14 protein-coding genes are annotated in these 16711 nt (G+C 36.5%); 11 read left to right on the forward strand and 3 right to left on the reverse strand.

The genetic code is table 11. The features are described 5' to 3' along the window. Window positions 1-535: 535 nt before the first annotated feature. The 3 genes from IPU53_RS14665 to IPU53_RS14675 all read left to right on the forward strand — a co-directional run bounded on the left by IPU53_RS14665 (window position 536) and on the right by IPU53_RS14675 (window position 7976). Complete coding sequence (locus tag IPU53_RS14665; protein ID WP_207451770.1) at window positions 536-4042, forward strand: hypothetical protein; 3507 nt, start codon at window positions 536-538, stop codon at window positions 4040-4042. A 394-nt stretch (window positions 4043-4436) separates the two neighbouring features. Next, the gene (locus tag IPU53_RS14670) at window positions 4437-6194 is read left to right on the forward strand and encodes an ABC transporter ATP-binding protein (protein WP_207451771.1); all 1758 of its coding nucleotides are present in this window, start codon (window positions 4437-4439) and stop codon (window positions 6192-6194) included. A 3-nt stretch (window positions 6195-6197) separates the two neighbouring features. Further along, the gene (locus IPU53_RS14675) at window positions 6198-7976 is read left to right on the forward strand and encodes an ABC transporter ATP-binding protein (RefSeq protein WP_207451772.1); all 1779 of its coding nucleotides are present in this window, start codon (window positions 6198-6200) and stop codon (window positions 7974-7976) included. Window positions 7977-8085: 109 nt separating this feature from the next. Here the strand turns inward: IPU53_RS14675 and ytvI are convergent, their stop codons facing one another. Further along, a complete protein-coding gene (gene ytvI / locus IPU53_RS14680; protein ID WP_207451773.1) occupies window positions 8086-9144 on the reverse strand; it encodes a sporulation integral membrane protein YtvI in 1059 nt (352 codons plus the stop codon). 172 nt (window positions 9145-9316) lie between these two features. Continuing rightward, on the reverse strand, window positions 9317-10285 hold the full coding sequence (locus IPU53_RS14685; protein WP_207451774.1) for a quinone oxidoreductase family protein: 969 nt from the start codon (window positions 10283-10285) through the stop codon (window positions 9317-9319). Between the two features lie 119 nt (window positions 10286-10404). Here IPU53_RS14685 and IPU53_RS14690 point away from each other — a divergent pair, with 119 nt between their 5' ends. Then, window positions 10405-11004: a TetR/AcrR family transcriptional regulator C-terminal domain-containing protein gene (locus IPU53_RS14690; protein ID WP_207451775.1), complete on the forward strand. Its 600-nt coding sequence runs from the start codon at window positions 10405-10407 to the stop codon at window positions 11002-11004. Window positions 11005-11066: 62 nt separating this feature from the next. Here the strand turns inward: IPU53_RS14690 and IPU53_RS14695 are convergent, their stop codons facing one another. After that, on the reverse strand, window positions 11067-11426 hold the full coding sequence (locus IPU53_RS14695) for a YugN family protein (RefSeq protein ID WP_207451776.1): 360 nt from the start codon (window positions 11424-11426) through the stop codon (window positions 11067-11069). 461 nt (window positions 11427-11887) lie between these two features. Here IPU53_RS14695 and IPU53_RS14700 point away from each other — a divergent pair, with 461 nt between their 5' ends. From IPU53_RS14700 to IPU53_RS14730, 7 genes are all read left to right on the forward strand, one after another. After that, the gene (locus tag IPU53_RS14700) at window positions 11888-12853 is read left to right on the forward strand and encodes a CAP domain-containing protein (RefSeq protein WP_242698318.1); all 966 of its coding nucleotides are present in this window, start codon (window positions 11888-11890) and stop codon (window positions 12851-12853) included. Between the two features lie 139 nt (window positions 12854-12992). Continuing rightward, window positions 12993-13403: a YlbD family protein gene (ylbD, locus tag IPU53_RS14705; protein WP_242698319.1), complete on the forward strand. Its 411-nt coding sequence runs from the start codon at window positions 12993-12995 to the stop codon at window positions 13401-13403. A gap of 13 nt (window positions 13404-13416) precedes the next feature. Beyond that, on the forward strand, window positions 13417-13656 hold the full coding sequence (locus IPU53_RS14710; RefSeq protein WP_207451777.1) for a YlbE-like family protein: 240 nt from the start codon (window positions 13417-13419) through the stop codon (window positions 13654-13656). A 53-nt stretch (window positions 13657-13709) separates the two neighbouring features. Beyond that, window positions 13710-14084, forward strand: coding sequence for a hypothetical protein (locus tag IPU53_RS14715; protein WP_207451778.1), 375 nt, complete (start codon window positions 13710-13712; stop codon window positions 14082-14084). A gap of 105 nt (window positions 14085-14189) precedes the next feature. Further along, window positions 14190-14636, forward strand: coding sequence for a YlbF family regulator (locus IPU53_RS14720; protein WP_207451779.1), 447 nt, complete (start codon window positions 14190-14192; stop codon window positions 14634-14636). 86 nt (window positions 14637-14722) lie between these two features. Next, a complete protein-coding gene (locus tag IPU53_RS14725) occupies window positions 14723-14998 on the forward strand; it encodes a YlbG family protein (RefSeq protein WP_207451780.1) in 276 nt (91 codons plus the stop codon). Window positions 14999-15120: 122 nt separating this feature from the next. Next, window positions 15121-16515, forward strand: coding sequence for a hypothetical protein (locus IPU53_RS14730; protein ID WP_207451781.1), 1395 nt, complete (start codon window positions 15121-15123; stop codon window positions 16513-16515). Window positions 16516-16711: the final 196 nt, after the last annotated feature.

Consider the following 16711-nt stretch of genomic DNA (forward strand, 5'->3'; position numbering starts at 1 on the left):
AAAGCGAGCGAGGAGGCTCACCGCACGCCCCCCGGAAAGCGTCCGCCTGCAACGGAAATCAACGGTGTATAGGCTCTCACGTTGTGTTTTACAGACTGTATTACAATTTATATTGAATAGAATGTTTTTTACAAAAAGGAATTATGAAATTGATTCATTAATGTAATAATTAGAAAAACAATCCAAATACTTTGGTAATTAATTGACAAAAACCCTTGCTGGGGAATATCGTTTTATGGTATAAATGAAAGCGTTGTTATAAAGGTGTTCCTTTTTCAAATAGCTTCTGAGAGTCTATTATTATAGGAGGGATCCAGGTAAAATCATTCACTTGGTCAGAGGACCACTGAAATTTTCTCTTTGAACATCAAAAATTATTAAACCGTAAAAGAAATCAATACTCAATTTTCAGAGACTGAAATAGACATGTAAACCTTGATATAATTAGGTAAACCTGCCATCCATTGGCGTACTTGACTTTTGATTTCCTTTATTTGTGTTTGATGGCATCATTAAGTAAAAAGGGGGGGAAGGGATGGAGGAGATTCCAAGGTTAACGAAAGAAAGTATTGTGAAAGAGGAAATAGGAAAACTATACCAACAGGGCTTTATCACTGAAAAAGAGTTTCATCGCTTTATGCAGACCTATCAGCAGTACCATATGCAGCGGCTAAAAGAACTTGCTCAATTGCAGGATCAAGAGGAACCGAGTGTTATCCAGGAACCACAGGCAGCTGATTCATCCAATGAATTAATAGAGTCAGCTACTATAAAAACAGAACAGGCCATTCCAGCAACACAAAAGTCTGTTGAAGAGACGAAAGAACAGCAGCCAAAACCAAAACCGAAGAAGTCGAGTGAACAAATTCGGGAGCGAAATATTACTTGGCTATTGAGTATTGGTGTTGTGTTCCTATTGATCAGTGGTTTAGTGGTAGCGACGACATCATGGGAACAAATGGGGGCCCTGCTGAAAGTTCTTACATTACTAGGCGTTTCTTTATTCTTCCTTGGATTAAGTATTATTTCTGGGAAATTCTTAAAAATCGATAAAACAGCTTTTGCGTTTCTTACGTTAGGAAGCTTATTGCTCCCTATCGGGATATTAGCGATTGGTTATTTCGGTTTATTAGGTTCCTATTTAACAATTGATGGCGAGGGCAGGTATATCTTGGGGATTATGTGTACATTGATCCCGCTCCCATTATATATGAGAAATGCAATGGCCAATCAATCTAGATTATTTGTGTGGATTTTCTTTCTATTCTTATCCTTCTTAGTTGGCTTTCTATTTGCGGCCATTCAAATGCCGAGAGATCTTTTTTATTTATTCATTATGATCTATAATGCCGGTTTATTATATGTCTATCACCATCACCGGCAACAGCAATCAAAAATCTTATTGTTTTTAAAAGAATTACCAGCTTATGCGCAATTGAATTTGATTATTTCTACACTACTAATGCTGGTGATCTTTGAACAGGAACTATTTTATAGCTTTAATGTCTTATTGACAGCAGTTCTCTATATGGCCATGGTATTTGTCTATAATACAAAGGCCTACCAGTTTGTTTTTATTGCCTTGTTTGCATATGGCGTGTTTCAATTCACGGAATCTTCTTGGCTTCAGTCTATTGATCTTTTTGTTTATGCTTTATTAGGTGCTGGATATTTAGCCTTTGCCTATATAATGAGAAAGAATATATTTGTCGAGAAGGTATTCCACTATACAGCCGGTGTTATTTCTTTTTTTGCTTTTATCTATATCAGTCTTCAAGGTCTAATGATAAGGGCAGGATCAGACTCATGGACAATGCTGCTGGCTTATTTCGTCATAGCCGGAACCTATATTTATCTATCCAATATCACAAATAGGCAGGTATTCCGCTGGCTGGCTCCGGTCTTTCTTGTTAGTGTTGGTATACAGCTATGGAATGTAGCAATTGAGCCTTATTCTATTATAAGTTGGTCTTTTTTTCTGTTTATCTATGCAGCGCTGCTGTTTTTTATGATTGGTTTCAGGAGACAATGGAAATATATTCAAGCAATTGGAACAAGTACGTATTATGTTAGTGCAGGAGTTATGTTAATCACCTTGTTATATGGATTACTGTCAAAGGAATTTATCGAATTAGCAATAATGCTGGTTTTATTAGGAGTCCTTAGCCTGCTTGTATCGACTTCTGCAAAGGTAGTAGAGAAGCAAATGGCAGAATGGCTGCATGCGATTAGTTGGATTCTAGCTCTTGTTGTGATTTATCCTGAGTTAGTGGAGTGGATTCCAGCTTATCAAGAGCGATTGGATATTCCCTTTCATATTGCTGTATCTTCTATTCTTTTATTAGTGGTATGCAAGGTTTGGGATCGTACAAAGAAGCCTGGTTTAGCGCAGGCGGCCTTCTACGTTGGCCAAGTCGGTTATTATATCGCCGTTTTGCAAGCGATAGTTTATTACTATAACGATGGACATTTGGTTCGATCGTTGATCTTTTTAATGGGGATCGGGTTGGCGTTTTGGTTCGTACAACGCTCTAAGGTGCAGCTGCTATGGAGCCTAGTCTCTGTTATCACTTTCTGTTTCTATCTGTCCTTGTTTAGCTTTTTGCCAATCGATTCGATGGAAGGCTATGCTTGGTATATTATGTTTGCCCCTGTTCTCTTGTTAGTAGTCGACTGGTATGGAGGAAAGTATATTAAGGAGCTAAAGCCATATTTCTTTTGGCTAGCCCATATTACGTTGATGGGAGTAATGTTGTTCATTTGTATCGATTCGCTCGTTCAACATTCGATCCATCCAGCTATTATGTTTATTACCCTTACTATTTATCTATACAGTACTTTCGTGAAGAAAAAAGAATGGCAGATTAAGCTGTTTTTATATGCGGCCATGTCAATGATCCCGTGGTTGATCATGATGCATATTTTCTATTACAATCTAACCTCTCAGTTACCCATCGAGTATGCAGCGATTATAGCAAGTATCCTGTTCTTTGGTGTATGGTGGTTTGTCCCATCTGTTTGGAAAAAAAGAATGGAATGGTATATGATTCCATTCATTCATGTAAATCTACTTATAGCCGTCACTACCCTATCAATTGAAACGGTAGTTGAAATCATCATTCTTCTTGGTTGGATGGTGTTAAGTTTATATTTACTACATGTTCGGAAATGGTTAGTTTTCAGCTTAGTCCCAGTGATTGCTTCCATTATAATGTGGATTCAGCAAGAATGGATCACAGAAACAGATCATCTGATGGTTGTGAGTGCGCTTTTCTTCATCCTATTAATAGGGGTTGGGAGATACTTGTTTACAAGCCTCTATACGGAATTGGAGAATAAGGTGACAGAAGTAGATTGGTATACGATTGGTGCCCTCTTCTACGTAGTCTTTGAGTTTAGTCTTTCATTGACAGTAGATAATGTTTGGCTGCGGGTCATTCCGTTTCTAATGATCGCATGTTGGTTATTTTTACAAATCAATCGTCTCCAAAAAGGTATAGAGAAAAAGATTTATATTACCTTATCTGGTATTTCAATTTTACCTGCTTACTATCTAGTATTATCAGAATATCTGGATCTTGTTACGCCGCTGCTACATGCCGAGTTACGGGCATTGCCAATTCTAATTTTGTCTATTTTACTGGCCACACGAACATGGAAAGATAAAAAACAAGTTATGCATCATGTCCAAACTGTTATTCTTGTAGTCATTACGGTTTATCTCATTTATGATGCGATTCAGAGCGGTACGATTTGGGATGCACTTATTATTGGTACACTTTCGTTAGCAGCTTTCTTATTAGGTATGAAGTTTCAAATCAAATCTTATTTCTTCGTGGGGCTAGGGACATTGTTGTTTAATGTTATTTATCAAACAAGACCTTATTGGGGTAATATGCCATGGTGGGGTTATCTATTAATTGTTGGTTTGTTACTGATTACGATTGCCAGTTATAATGAGTGGCAGAAACAGCGAGAATCAGAAGGAAAACTTATGCAGTTCATGAAAAAAATAATGGCTCGATTGAAAGAATGGAATTAGTAAAAGACTTCTTGAATGATCTCAATAGAAAGCTATGGCTATCTCTGTCGATAGTCATAGCTTTCTATCATGTACAGATCATTAATTCATCCGCAATCATCCCCGTTAATGTAGCAATTAACAAAAACGCTCCAAATACTTGACTAATTAATTAACAAAAATCCTTGCTGGGGAAGATTGTTTTATGGTATAAATGAAAGCGTTGTTATTTCAGGGCTATACATTATATTAGGGGGGATCGATAGATTGATAATGGAAGATTGGTAAGTTAATTAAAGATAGATAGACGGGTGTCAGTGATTTTGCTTCCTTAGATCAGATCCTGAGAAGTTGTTTTATTTCTTTAAACGAATTGGGAAGTGGATGGCTAATCATAGGAGGAGGATACTACGTTTTGGCTAACTTTATCTATGCTGTAAGGCTATTTTACTCAAGTAACAAGAAAAATTTAATGATCTATTTATTAACAAGTCTATTGTCTATTCCTATTTTATTTGCGGAGTTGTTCGTGACAAAATATGTTGTGGACGTGATCCAAGGTACGACTCAGAATACTTTTAATTTTACTGATGCTCTATACTTAATCGCTTTACTGAATTTCATTTTATATGCTGGTGGTGTGACGCATTCATTAAAGGCAATATCTACAACGAATCTAAGGGTAACCGATTTATATGAAATAGAAAATAAAATTCTTAATAAGACGTCTGCGTTATCTTTGAAGGATATTGAAAACCCCTTCGTTAAAACCATGAGAGAAAAGGCAAAAAGGTTCTCTTTGACAGGAACTTTGGATCAATGGGTTGGTTTAATAACTAATTTAATCTCACTGATCGGAATTTTCGTGGTATTAATGATTTGGGGATTTTATTATTTAGCGATTATTATCGCGGTTGTGCTCCTTTTACAGATGAGAATAAGTAAATGGGTCTCTAAAAAGGCAGAGGATACTGAGCGTGGACAAACATCATCCATTAGGGTTTTTGATTATATCGTTGAGCTGCTGGTGGATCGAAAATCGGTTCAGGAAATTAGAGTATATAAGATGTATAAATACTTAAGCGAGAAAATGAGAGTTATATTCCTTAATAATTTTAAACAAACACAAAAAAAGCTGATTTTATCTGAAACGATTAATTTTTCCCAAGATGTTGTAACCGCCTTACTAAGGGGGATTTCTATCTTGTTGTTAGTAGTGGTGCTAGGTGGTAATGGACAGACTGCGGGAGCTTTTGTGATGTTGTTTCAAGTTGTTAATCAGTTGTATGTCATCTTTCCTTCATTCATAGGTTCATATTCAGGTCTGCAAGCTAGTCATATGCGTTTTACTGATTATTCCTCCTATTTGAAAATGGAAGAAGAAGCAATTCCGGATGAAGCTTCAGTCCTTCAGTCTAAAGGACTGGGGATTGTCGCAAATCAATTGATATTTAAATATCCGACCAATCAGCATGATACGTTAAAAAATATTAATTTTACGATTAAGCCGGGAAGCAGTGTGGCTTTTGTTGGGGAAAATGGGTCAGGGAAAACGACACTTGTCAAAATGATCCTAGGTTTGTACAGGCCTACTTCTGGCACAATCAAGTGGTCCAATGAAAATGGCCAAGTGCAAATACACAATGTTGCGAATGAAAGCAGAGTCATATTCCAGGATTTTATAAAATTGCTTAGACCAGTTCGTGAAAATGTAGCGATAGGCAATATTTCGATGATAAATAATGACTCGGCTTTAGTACAGGCTTTAAAAAAGGCTGATGCAGACAGCTTTTCTGAAGGACTGGATACTTTCTTAGGTCCTCAATTTGGCGGTTTGGATTTATCTGGAGGGCAATGGCAGAGACTGGCGATAGGACGAGCCTATCTTAAAGAAAGTTCCCTCACAATTTTTGACGAACCGACGGCATCCTTAGATCCTAATTCAGAAAAAAAGGCCTTTGATATATTTGTAAATTTAGGTGACCAGCAAACTTCGATTATTGTTACTCATCGGCTTTATATTACAAAATTCGTAGACGAAATATTTATGTTTGAAAATGGTGAGATTGTGGAGAGAGGGTCCCATAAGGAGCTCATGAATGCTAAAGGAAAGTATGAAAAAATGTTTAGACAGCAATCCACATTATACTCATCAAAAAATGAGGAGGTATAAATATTGAATTCCAAGCTAGCCAATATTTTCCAACTCCTATTGAAAATTTTTAAGGAAACACCTGTTATTTCCTTCTTAACCTTTATTATTCCATTACTAAGTGGGTTATTAACCTTTTATACCTTTTCAGCACAGAAAAATTTGATTAATTTAATTCCAGATCATTCAGGAACTACAGATTGGAAAGACTTACTTCACCTAGCGATGTTTCCAATATTAGTATATGTCTCGATCTATGCTCTTCAATCATTCTCCAGTAGTGTAACGAACATCTTGAAGTCTAAAATGAATGCCAATATCACCTATTCGTTCCAATCAGAGATTGCGAACGTGGCGAGTAAAATTGATTTCAAGAAATTTGATGATAAAGAATTTGGAAATACCTTACAACGCGCGAAGAGTGTAGTTGGTGAAGACATGGACGGAATAACAGGCTTTTTAGTTGCTACAGTGGGGACGGTATCTTCCTTAATCAGTGTAATATGGCTTGCCGCAACGAATGGATACTTTCTTATAACACTTATTGTTTCACTGTTGATCATAAGTAATTTAGTTATTCGAATGATGGTAGAAGTAAAAGTTAGAAAGGTTGGAAAGGAGGTCACCTTTGATGGAAGAATGAGTGAATATTTTTCCGACTCACTTTTGGATGCAAATGTTCTTAGGGAATTAAAAGTGTATAACGCCTTTCATTTTTTCCTTGACTTATGGGGGAAGGTTACACTAAGGCAATATAATCAAAGTTATGGAGCCAGAAAATATGAAATAAAAATAGGTATGTTTCTTGCGATCATCCAGACTACCGCCATTTTTATTGTATTAGTCTATTTACTTAACAAAATGAATGGATCTGATAGTGTAACGATCGGAGGAATATCTGTTCTATTCTTAGCATTGTTATCAGTTGGGGGACAAGTCATGAGTTTATCCATACCACTCAGCCGATTATATATGAGTAGTTACAAATTGTCTGATCTGCATGAAGTTTTAAAATGGGGAGAGGGATTAAAGAAAACACATGATAACAGATCAAAAACCGAAATTTCTGATCCAGTGGCCCCAATAGTAATCTCAAAATTATACTTCAAGTATTCGAATTCCGAAAGATATATACTTTCGGATATTAATATGAGGATTACAAAGGGAGAGAAGATTGCATTAGTTGGAGAGAATGGTGCTGGAAAATCTACCCTTATAAAATTAATTTTAGACCAATATAAACCTACATCGGGTGAAATCCAGTGGAATGGTCAATCAGAATTATCTGGTGATATATCTATCGTCTTCCAAAGTTTTATAAGATTTGAATTAACATTAAGGGAAAATATCACTTTGGGAAATATGAGTGAACACCATAACGATCAGAAAATCATAGAAACATTAAAAATATGTGAATTAATGGATTTGTATTACGAACTAGGCGGATTAGATGTCGTTGTCGGGCAAGTAATAGAGGGAGGAAGGCAATTATCGGGAGGACAATGGCAAAAACTAGCAATTGCCAGAGCACTCTATCATGATGCGGAGCTGATTATCTTTGATGAAATGACTTCGGCCATTGACCCAAGCTCCGAAGTGAAGATATTTAATAAATTAATCGAGGTTTGTCAAAATAAAACAGCGATATTCATTTCACACAGATTAGGCTGGACGAAGAACGTTGATTGTATATATGTATTAGAGAATGGAAGAATTGTTGAGCACGGGAAACATAATGAATTAATGAACTATACTGGAGTGTACTCACAAATGTATAATCAGCAAGCTTTTTGGTATAGCTAATAAAATCTTTTCTTAAGAGAGCCTGCTTGAAAGGTATACTTCACACAGGCTCTTTCAATTTTTAAGATAAATACTCCATCAGAATATGTCATTGCTTTTTTAATGCATTTTATATTTTATAATTAAATTTAATAATTCCAGCTTCTCTTGCTGATTTGAATATGATTAAGCTAGCTGGACCTATAATAAATCCCCATATTCCAAATAACTTCAATCCCAGATACATGGATATTAATGTAGCAAGTGGCGACAGGCCAAGATGTTGTCCCATAACTTTTGGTTCAACAGTTCTCCGTATGACAAGTAATATTACTCCCAAAATGGCCAATTTTGTACCCAGCACTGTATCCCCAACCAATAGATGGTACAAGGCCCATGGTGCCATCACAATGATTGAACCAATGATAGGGATTAAGTCAATAATCCAAATAATGATCGCCATCATCAGCGCTATCTTAGGTTGGATGATTAAAAGTCCTAAGAAGGTTGCTGCAAAGATAATGAGTGAAACGAGAAATTGTGCTTTAAAAAAGCCAATAATGACAGAAGAAAGGCGTGTTGTCATAAATTTAAACTTCTCAGCGGTTTTATCCGTCATATACTTATAAACACCTGTTTTTAAACGCGGTAAATCAATCATAAATAAAAACAAAGCGATAAGATATACAATAAAACTAACCAAATAGTTTGGGATATAGGATAAAAAAGCACTGATTTTCTCAATGTTCACATATTGCTTAAGGCCAACAATTAACGTCTCAAAAACATTATTAATTTCTTCTGTAAATGCTTTAACGACTTCATCGGGAAAATCCTGTGCAGCATGCTTTAAATTTTCTTCATAATCTTGCCAAATAGTGGTTATATTATTGATATAACCCGGTGCATCCTCTATAAATTTAATCCCTTGGGCTACAACTTTTGTAGAAATAAAAAAGATTGTTAAAGCGAGGACTAAGGTAAAAAGAGCAAAAACAATAATAATAGAAAATTGACGATTTACCTTCACTTTCGTCTGTAGAAAAGCAACGATCGGCTCTAAGAGAAGGGCCGTAAACAAAGCTAGGATCAGTGGAACAGATATAGGCAAAATAAAGTAAAATAATACTGCAATGACGATCAAAAGTATAAAAGCAATAATATACGTTTTTTTCGAAAGTTTAGACAAAATAGCTCCCCTTCCATACTCTTATCTGTTTACTATTATATATGGAAGTGATCGTAATAAACAAACCATAACTGTATGAAAGCGGAGATTTATTATAAAAATTGAAAATTAATAAAACGCCTCCCGTGGCAGTGGGGAATTCTCACACTTATTAACTGTGCTTATAAAGAATCTAAGGGACAATGACGATCCTTTTGCCTTGAAAATCTGAACGTTCCCAAACGTTCTCGATATCTTGAAGTGGGATGATCTCCATGTCCATAAAAAGCTTATCTTCTTTTATCCATTTCCACACCAAATTAGAGCCCTCGCTTAAAGATTCTGGTGTTATACCTGAAGCTCCACCGGATATTATAAGCCCTGAGGTTCTTAAAGCATCTGCGGAAAGTGTAAGTTCTGATCCAGCTTTTTCTCCTATTTGAACAAGTTGAGTTCGTTGTCCGCTTAGACTTATTTCTTGAGGAACTAATGCTTTTATGAGTGCTTCAGTCGGATCGCCCCATAAAAAATCCAAAATGATGTCTATACCCTCATTTATCACCTTCTTGAAGGATGCATTTAAATCCTCTTTAGACTGTTTAAGATCTACTACAGTATCTGCTCCAAGCTCCTTTATTCGTTTTAATGATACTTCGTTGCGACCAGTGCCAATAACACGTCCTGCACCAAGTAACTTGGCAATCTGGACAGCAAGCTTACCTGAAACGCCGGTTGCACCATTGATAAGTACAGTCTTTCCAGGCTCCATATTTACGCCCCATTTAAGTGGTAAAAGAGATGTCAATGCCGAAGACGGAAGTGCGGCTGCTGTCTCAGCATTTATCCCATCAGGAATCAAAATCGTAGATTCTTTTGGGACAACTGTTTTTTCAGCCATGGCGCCATACGGAGCCTTTGCGCTTGAGAACCCAACCAGTTTACCATCTGAACGTTCTCCTACACCTCTTAACCCTGCAATTGCTGGTAATTCAGAAAGAAATTGACGACTCGCAAAATGTTCCCCTTTTACGATCATCCGATCGACATTTTCAAGTGGGACTGCTTTCACATGAATCAAAACATCATTCTTACCTGGAGATGGATCTGTAAAATCCTCGTATTGTGGAATGTCTCCAATTTTGTGTAATACGGCTGCTTTCATGATAAAACCTCCTAAAACGATTTACTTAACACTGTTAAATTTAACGGTGTTAAGTAAATATATACGCCACTTATGATATAATGTCAAGAGTAAATATAGTGGAATGAAAGGGACGTGCCATGGCACTAAAAAAACAACAAATTATAAAAGAGGCATTGGAGCTTCTCAATGAAAGTGGGCTTGAAGGGGTCACGCTAAGAAAATTAGCAAAAAGACTGGATGTACAGGCACCAGCTTTATACTGGCATTTTAAAAATAAAAATGCCCTGGTTAACGAAATGGCTGAGGCTATTTTACAAATCGAGTTTTCCAATATACATATACGGAATATGGATGAGCCCTGGCAAGATTGGTTAATCCTTCTATTTAACCGTTTACGGAGTGCCCTGCTCTCATATACTGATGGTGGGCGTGTAGTGGCAGGGGCGCATCTCTCGTTGACGATGGCGAATCTATCTGAGCAAGCGATGAAAACTCTTGTGGAGGCGGGTCTAGGTCTTCGTCAGTCCCGCTTGATTGTTTTGACCGCGACTCGCTATACTTTTGGTCATGTGATCGAAGAACAAACGGCCACTACCCAAAAGGAGATGCATGATTTTCATTTCGAACAATTTCAGAAGGCATATCCTCTGCTGGCGGCAAGCATAAATGAATATTTTTCCGCTGGACAGACAGTTGAGGACCTTTTTAATGATGGGTTGAGGATTATTATTGACTAATTGAGAGCTCGACAAATAAAAAAGAACATGAGGGCATCGGCCTCATGTTCTTTTTAAACAAATTAATCAGCAAACACGGATAGGTCTTTATAGATCTTTTCAAGCATTTGTTGGCATTGTTTCACAAGATGTTCTGGGAAGTATTCATCTTCACCATATTCAACACCATGTGGATAATAATGCTTACCAAGAATCGGGGTCATAAGTTGAATGAAAGCATCGTGTGCTCCAACATCTCCCTGAGTTGCATAGCCCTGAACACGTAAATAGTATGTACCTTCACGAATTTGAAATTTGTGGTCATACGTGACACGTTCATAATCCCATTGTCCAGCTCGTACCATAGAGTTTTCTTCCATTACTTCATCTAAACGATCTAAGTCCATATGTAATGTTTCAATACTAGTATTTTCAAATTTCAAGATATGTCCCTCCTTTTTGTTCCAACTGCCTTATCAAATTACTTTTAGCATCATAAAAATCAATTATTCCTCTTATATAATAGTCGAAATAACATGAACTTGCAATCTTATCCGTTTAACCGTAGGAAAAGATTAGGGAAAAGGTGACAATTTTTAGACGGTTTCATTTTCTATTTTAAAGAAAAAAATAAAGTGTGGAAATGCCTTCAATCTATCTATATTCATTTTCATTGAGAAGAAAACAATGTTAGAATGGAATCATTATATCTATAACAATAAAGTAAAACTTCATTTAGTGGGATTTTTCCTTTCTGCTAAATTCGGGATAGAATAAAGAGAAACTGTTTTTCGAGAAAGGAGGGTCAAGGCTGCGTACTTTTGTTCGTGTTTGTATTATGACGACAATTATTTTTTTGTTCATGATTTTTTCACATTCTACTCACGAGGATGATCATGAACCATTGAAAGATCAGAATTCTGCTACTCCTCCTAAGATCGACTATTTTATGGATGATGGAAATACAGTGGAGGATACGACCCGTCCTCAGGAAGGGTTATCTGTCTATATCGGTAAAGACAGCAAAGCCATTGTAGAGGATTATGGCAAGCCAGAAAGAATTGAACCATCTGCCTATGGATATGATTGGTGGATATATAAAGGATTTAGCGGGACCTATATGCAGGTTGGTGTTGCAAAGAAGAAGGTTGTGACGATATATGCGATGGGGAACCAATTAAATGTTTCACCATATACGATTGGTCAGCCTATTGAGGATATTTTTCGAACAACTATTTTAGAAACGGAAATTACGGCGTCTACAGAGGAAGGGACGTATCGATTTGAATTATCGGAAGAGGACTTATATATTCGGCCACTTGTTCCTCTAGGAGATATATTTGCTCAATTAGCCATTGATAAATTTACCGGGACTTTATTTAGTGTCCGTTTTTTAGATACCAAAACGCTTATTACTCAAAATCCCTATGAATTGGTTTACAATGGTGACCTAATAGAGCCAGAAGAATTAGAAAGAGATGATTGGCAAGCGATTGAAGAGGGGAGCAAGAAGCAAGTATTTGATTTGACCAATATTATTAGGGAACGATTTGATTTATATCCTCTGGAATGGGATGAAGATGTAGCGGCTGTCGCCTATGATCATAGCAAGGATATGGTCATGGAGGACTATTTTTCCCATAATTCACCTGAATATGGTTCTCTTGCTGAACGACTTGGTGTACAGGGAATTGAAGCGAACGAAGCTGCTGAGAATATTGCTAAAGATTATATAGATGGCCCGGCTGTAGTGGAAGGCTGGCTCAATTCTGATGCTCATAGACAGACGTTACTGGATAAATCATATACAAACTTAGGTATAGGGGTTTATCGAAGATATTATACGCAAAATTTCATTGAGGTGGAATAAGAGATAGCGTGGTTTCCTAGACTTATTCATTTTTTAACCAGCGAATTCCTAAGATTTTCGCTATCAGCTTTTTACTCACTTTTTTCACAAGCCAACATAACCTATACATAGGACGATTGTATAGATGAGGTGAATGATAATGGATAAGGATCTCCATCCTTCCGTAAAGGAATTTAAAGATTTTATTCAGCAAAACCCCCATTTAATTAAAGCGGTTCGTCGGGAAGAGTATACCTGGCAAGAGTTATTCGAGGATTGGTATCTACTTGGAGAAGATGACCCTAAGTGGAAAACTGAAAGTACAGGTAAAACGGAAAACAGTGAAAAAAAGGACGAAGATAGTAAATTGTCATTAAGTCAGATCACAAAGATTATAAAGAATATGGATGGAAATCAATTGCAACATCATATTCAACAACTAAGTCAGGCAATTGGTACTGTTCAAGGTGTTTTAACTCAATTTAACCAATCAGGTGGTCAGACAGGTACGCCATCAGCTGGTGCTCAACAAGCAAAACCGAATAATCCTTTTTCTTTTAGAAAAGATTAGAGGGGGTTAAAGCATGCGTCAGGAAGTGATTCAATATATCCATAATAAGAAAGAATTAACACAGTTTTTAAGAGAACAACCACAATGGTATCGGAAGTTATCACGAGAACCAGAACTGCTTGAACAATTTGAGGTTGCCTCATTACACTACTTTAAAAAGACGATCCCTCATCGTGTAGAGAAATTTTCAAATAATATGCATATGGCATCGATGATGATGAATATGTTTCAGGCATTGAACGCCTCAAAGTAATATTTCTTGTATGAAGCTCTCCCTTTTGTGAAAACTACAAAAGAGGAGTGATAATGATGTGGAGATTGATCTTTCTATCAATTGTATTCATTTTAATGACTGGTTGTGGTCAAAAAATACCTGAACCTGAATCTTTTAAAGCGAAGGCAGCAGAACTGGAGAAGAAAGAAGCTGGCATTCAACATTTTGTTGACGGAAATCATGTCAAAGTTGAATGTTTTGTTCCAATGGTATCTTTTAACAAAGCGGAGAAAAATTCTGCGAAAATTAATGTCTATATTGATGGTGAATTTTACGACGAATACGATACAGCAGCATTCATTATAAAAAACTTACGGGCTGGATCACATAAAATGAAAGTAGACGTTGTGGGACTGAATGACCAAACCTCTCATGTATCCAAGAGCTTTGAGGTGAATATTTTTTAAATATAGAGTGTCAAGAGCTGCAGAAATGATAAATTATGGTCAAACTGTGAAGAATGGTCGCAACCTTATTCGAAACATGGTAAAATAGCGATTGGAGGTGAGCGTATGCTTGCTACAATCGAAACTGTTCAATTATTAGAAAAAGCCGAAAGCATTGGTAACCAAATTATCCATTCAGAGGTCGCCGATCAATATAGATTAACTTATAGTAAATTGCAAGAAGATCCGGAGACGCAACGGAAGATCAAGTCGTTTCTTGAGATAAAAGATTTATACGAAGACGTTCAAAGATTCGGACGATACCATCCTGATTATAAAGACATCATGGTGAAGACTAGGGAGCGGAAAAGGGAAATGGATTTGGATGAAAACATTGCTAATTTCCGCAGGGCAGAAAACGAACTACAATCACTATTAGATGAAGTAAGTGTATTGATTGCTCGTTCTGTTTCAGAACAAATAAAAGTTCCAACTGGAAATCCATTTTTCGAGACAGGTTCATCTTGTGGTGGAAATTGTGGTACTGGCGGGGGCTGTGGTTGTTCGGCTTAAGTCAATTAAAGTGTTCAAACAGTTTGGTGAAAATGATACTTTGCATTTCTTGTGCCTGATTGAACACGAACTAAAGGGGAAGATATATGTTTAATGACAGACAAGGATTGATCATTTGGCTATATAATTTAAAGAATGTGAAAACCTTAAGAAGATACGGCTCTATTCATTATGTATCCAAACGGATGAAATATGTAGTCATGTACACCGCACAAGCAGAGGCCGAGGAAAAAGCCGAAAAACTAGCTTCTATGCCTTTTGTCAAAAAAGCTGAATTATCCTATAAACCTTTCTTAAAAACGGTGTATGAGAATTCTAAGCCAGATAAGGCAAAAGAATATGACTATCGAATTGGTTTGTAAATATGAATTAAGCTGTTACAGCAGAAAAAGAAATCCTGTTTTTTATTAGGACAAGATCTTTTCTCCTGTGACAGCTTTTTATCGTGTCGATATCTTTAGTAGAACGACTAAGGAGAATAGCAGTGAAGAGACAGGTGATTTTGATCGTTATGCTGCTTCTTTTAATTGGGAGCACATTATTTTATCAATGGAAAGTTTATTCTTTGGATGATGACAATGTAGCAATACCAGCCAATCAAGTGATCAATATTCAACATACTAAAGGGCAATTTCAAATTAAGCAGGAGATCGAAGACTTGCCCAATCAGCTATTTAAGTTGAAAATCCCGGATAAGCTAAACGATGATATCCAATGTGATTATGGAAACAATGAAATTTGTTCATTAGAAGATCCTTATATAGAGGTAAAAGCCGAAAAAATTATTTTTACTTATACTATTCCAGCCCCTGAACAGAAACCTAAAAGTTTTTTATTGCAAGATTGGCTTATTCAATTGGAGGGTGTTGATGTTCATTCGCATATAATCCAACTAAGTGAATCTAATTGGAGAGCAGGAAGCTGGGTTGGGAATACAAGAAAAGCAATGAGGAAAGAAATGGATCTTTTAGATTATTATTATTTAGAGGGAATAGAAAGCGATGTTACTTTGTTTTGGCAACAGAAACCATTAGATAGTGTTGAAGTTCATGAAAATATAGTCCTGTATGCGACAAATGCAAGCAAAATCATGGAAAAAATCAACTATGAACCATTTAGTGGAGAGTCCTTATATCTTATCCTGACTGATCAGCATAAAGAAATAAGCAAAGATCAACTATGGATTAGGCAACCAAAAGATAATATGAAAGATCTTCATCAACAAGTAGTCATAAACGATTTGATACATACTTTTTCATTCAAACAAGAAGAGGAATGGCTATCTGAGGTATTAGCCGCAATGATCATTGATGAGACACCAAGGAATCCTAAGGCAAAGAAAATGTATACAGAGCTTAACCAGTATCTATCCAAACAACAAGTTGAGAAATGGACACAGATTCTTCGTTCCTTTAAGCAAAAACAATTGAAGAGTGAAGATCTTGACTTGATGTTGAGTGATATTTTGAATGGGGAGATTCGTTTTTTCACTCGTAATACGGCGAAAGACAAGCCTTTTCTAACATTAATACGAGATGATTCTAGAAAATTGCTTTTCAATGGAGAGGATAGGGGAGAAATAAATGTTTTACAGCAAAGCGATCAATGGCTGATCGATGCTATCCCTCTATTAAAGACTTTAAATTTTCAGGTACAGATAACGGATCAGCATACTATTCAAGCAGATAAAGGAAAGATACATTATCAATTCTATCCCGAAAAGCGATTTTTTGATTTAAATGAACAACGATATGGCATCGACAAAGCGCCTGTTCAATTTTATCAGGAAATGATCATGATGGAGATTCCCTTTATCCCTACATTGTTTAATGTAGAAATTGAAACAGATGCAAATACTATTCGAATAAAAGAAAAATAACCCTGCATTTCTGCAGGGTCCTTCCATTTCCGTCTAAACGGTTTAGAAGGCAAAAGGGAGAGGAGAAACCGGAGGAAGAACTTAAGGGGAATGTAAGTCTTCTCCGCGGTTGGCAACAGCATCATTTTGATGCCATTAAGGTTATTATTACCTATAGTTAATGGAAATATACGAATGTAGCTAAGAAACTTCAGTA

Origin of the sequence: Bacillus sp. SD088, assembly GCF_017355205.1 — a bacterium.
Classification (GTDB): domain Bacteria; phylum Bacillota; class Bacilli; order Bacillales; family Bacillaceae_C; genus Lederbergia.